Raw genomic sequence first — 3,514 nt, forward strand, 5'->3', positions numbered from 1 at the left:
GATCCGGACCCCGGCACCGGGCACACCGCCTACCGCGCCCCCACCGGACCCGCCGAGGAACTCGTCGCGGAGATATGGCGCGAGGTCCTGGACGTAACCGAGGTCGGCGCGGACGACGACTTCTTCGCCCTCGGCGGCCACTCACTCCTCGCCACCCGCGTGATCAGCAGGCTCGCGGCGCGCACCGGTACCGACGTACCGCTCAACCTCATCTTCGACCACCCCGTACTCGCCGAACTCGCCGGGCAGTTGCCTGACCCGGCGTCCTGGGCGGCCCCCGTCGAGATCCGGCGCATCCGGCGGGTCCGCGGCGGACGGTCCACGGCGGGGTGAGACCCCGTCCCCGTCCCCGCGTACGCCCTGCTCCCCCCCTCCCACCGTTCCGCTCCCTACTAGATCAGGAGAAAGCGATGAAGCAGGAAAAGACCACGCTCGACGCCCCACCGGCGCCGGTCGCAGAGACCTCTCCCGCGGCGAGGCCGGCCGCATCCGTGCCGGATCTGTCCACCGGCCCCAAGGCCACCGAGCCCGCCATGCTGGGCTTCGGGGGATTCCTGCTCGGCTCCATCTCGCTCGCCTTCTACCTGAAGGACGTCAGCATCCCGGCCAACTCCCTGGTGGCCTCGCTGCCCATCATGGTGTTCAGCAGCACGATCATGCTGCTGATGGCCTCGGTCTGGGCGATGCGCCTGGGCGACGGGGTGTTCGCGGCGGTCTACGGGCTGTTCGGGACCTTCTGGCTGAGCTTCTCCATCCTCAGCCTCGCCCTCAACAACAACTGGATGGGCGAGTTCGAGAACATCGAACAACGCCAGGCCACGGCCAACTTCGTCCTGGTGTGGTCCATCGTGATCATCCTGCTGACGCTGACGACCCTGCGACTGCCGCGGGTCTTCACGTTCCTCTTCGTGGTCGTCTCCACCACCCTGCTCGTGCTGTACGGCTCGATCGAGCAGGCCATCGACCAGACCGTCAACAACCCCCTCAAGCCCGGTGACCCCTGGCTGATCTATGTCGGCATCACGACGATGTTCCTCTTCATCGTGCTCGGCATGTACATCTTCGCCGCCTTCATGCACCAGGCGACCGGCGCCAAGCGCCTGCCTCTGGGCAAGCCGCTCATCAAGGGCCGCTGACCCCGGACGTACGGACTCCCCCCGACCAACGCGTATGAACAGGAGGCACGATGACCGACTACCTGCCCCACGTCGCCACCGTCCCCTTCCCCATGCCGCGCCCGGAGGACCTGCCCGACGACGCCCCGGCGATCGCGGCGGCGGTTCCCACCGCCCTCGCGGCGACGGTCGACCGGATGTCCGATCCGGCCAACCGGACCGGGCTCCCCCAGCTGCTCGCCGCCGCCGTGGCCGCTCGCGCGGACCTCGGCCCGGTGCCCAGCACCCTCGTCGGCGACGACCCGCGGGAGTCGCGGCCGAATCGGGACAACGACCTGGCGTTCGGCATCGAGCGGCACCACGGCGACCCGCTCAGCCTGTTCGTCGCGGCCGTCCTCAACTCACAGCTCGGCATCCTGGAGATCGCCGAGGAACGGGGCACCGGCCTCGACGAGGCCTCGTGGCGCGACATGGTCGCGGGCTTCGACGTACTGCTGCGCTGGCCGGCCGATCCCACCCGGCTGCCCGATCCGCTGCCCGTACCCGAGTGCGTGCGGTCCGGGAAGCCGGAACCCCTCGACGGGCTCCGCCGCTGGGTCCGCGGCCACCATGTGTTCATGGTGCTCGCGCAGGGCGGCGCCCTCGCCGTGAACAGTCTCAGGGCGGCGGCCGAGGCGGGCGACGAGGAGCTCGCCGCCGCGGCGGCCGGTGTGGCCTCCCGCGTCATGTGGGCCTGCCGGGCCTCCCTCCAGTTCGCCGGGGACGCCAGCCCGGACCAGTACCAGGAGGAGATCAGGCCCACCCTGATGCCGCCCGTCGCACCCCCGCAGATGAGCGGGCTGCGATGGCGGGACCACGAGGCACTGGTGGCCGCGCTCACCGGGTCCAGCGACGCCTGGGCGTGGCTGGCCGAGCGCCGTCCCGACCCGCTCGAAGACTTCCGGACCGCGCTCGACGCCACGTACGAGGCGCACAAAGGCGTCTGCGGGCACTTCGTCGGCAAACAGTCGCCGAGCCTGCTCGCGACCAGCCGGTCCCATCGACCCGCTGTCGGTGTCATCGATCAGTTCCACCGACTGCGGGCGGGCACCCTGCCCGCCGCACCGTTCCCCGACCACAGCTGATTCCCCCATCCGCAACGGACTTCCTGACCACCACCGGTGTCGCGGACCGCACACACCAGTGACCGGTAGAGACGCATCCACATCCGAGAGGCAGGGCACTCATGACCGAAACCGCACCCACCCAGCACGGCGGGCCCATCGAGCTCGACATGGACGGCCTGTCCCGGATCCTCTTCGGGCACGCGGCCTTCCAGTACCTCAACGCCGCCTGTGAACTGGGCCTGCCCGACCTGGTCGCCGAGAAGCAGGAGCTGACCCGGGAAGAGATCCGCGACGCGCTCAGTCTTGAGGACCGCGCCGTCGACATCCTCCTCCTCGGCTGCACCTCGCTCGGCATCCTCGTCAAGCAGGACGGCCTGTACCGACTGGCCGGGGTCGTCAAGGACCTCATGGACGAGGGCGACTGGCAGCGCTTCAAGGACACCGTCGCCTTCGAGCAGTACATCGTGTACGAGGGCCAGCTCGACTTCACCGACTCGCTCCGCGAGAACCGCAACGTCGGTCTGCGCCGGGTCCGCGGCTCCGGCCGTGACCTCTACCACCGGCTCGCCGAGAACCCGCACATGGAGCAGGTCTTCTACCGCTACATGCGCTCCTGGTCCGAGCTGGCCAACAAGCACCTCGTCCAGGAGCTCGACCTCTCGGGCCGCAAGCACCTGCTGGACTGCGGCGGCGGTGACGCGGTGAACGCCATCGCGCTCGCCCAGGCCAACCCGGACCTCAAGGTCACCGTCTTCGAGATCCCGGCCTCGGGCACCATAGCCGAGAAGAAGATCGCCCAGGCGGGGGTGGGCGGCCAGGTCTCCGTCATCACGGGTGACATGTTCCGCGACCCGCTGCCCACCGGCTGCGACGTCGTGATGTTCGCCCACCAGATGGTCATCTGGACACCGGACGAGAACACCGAACTGCTGCGCCGCGCCTACGAGGTCCTGCCCGAGGGCGGTCAGCTGGTCATCTTCAACTCCATGTCCAACGACGAGGGCGACGGTCCGGTCGTCGCCGCCCTCGACAGTGTCTACTTCGCCGCGCTGCCGGCCGAGGGCGGCATGATCTACTCGTGGGCGACACACGAGCGGTCCCTGCGGGCCGCCGGGTTCAGCACCCTCAAGCGCATCCCCTTCCCGGGCTGGACCCCGCACGGCGTCATCGTCGCCACCAAGTAACCCACGTCCCTCTCCAGTGGATCCCGGCCGACGGCACAGGAGGGGGGAGGGGGGGGGCCCCACAAACCCCGGGGAGAGAAGAACAGGGGGGCCACCCTTCCTCCCCGCC

Annotated in this window: 4 protein-coding genes; all 4 read left to right on the plus strand. The window is 69.6% G+C overall.

Translation table 11 applies throughout. The features are described 5' to 3' along the window. Window positions 1–333 (plus strand): phosphopantetheine-binding protein (locus tag ACZ61E_RS32480; RefSeq protein WP_469703998.1); only part of this gene is annotated, 333 nt, incomplete at its 5' end. A 77-nt stretch (window positions 334–410) separates the two neighbouring features. After that, window positions 411–1,136 carry a GPR1/FUN34/YaaH family transporter gene (locus tag ACZ61E_RS32485; protein WP_469703999.1) on the plus strand — a complete coding sequence of 242 codons (726 nt, stop codon included), beginning with the start codon at window positions 411–413 and terminating at the stop codon, window positions 1,134–1,136. Window positions 1,137–1,186: 50 nt separating this feature from the next. Next, window positions 1,187–2,239: a hypothetical protein gene (locus ACZ61E_RS32490; RefSeq protein ID WP_469704001.1), complete on the plus strand. Its 1,053-nt coding sequence runs from the start codon at window positions 1,187–1,189 to the stop codon at window positions 2,237–2,239. 101 nt (window positions 2,240–2,340) lie between these two features. Further along, a complete protein-coding gene (locus ACZ61E_RS32495; RefSeq protein WP_469704003.1) occupies window positions 2,341–3,405 on the plus strand; it encodes a methyltransferase in 1,065 nt (354 codons plus the stop codon). Window positions 3,406–3,514 lie beyond the last annotated feature (109 nt).

Source organism: Streptomyces sp. NPDC104581 (assembly GCF_055583685.1).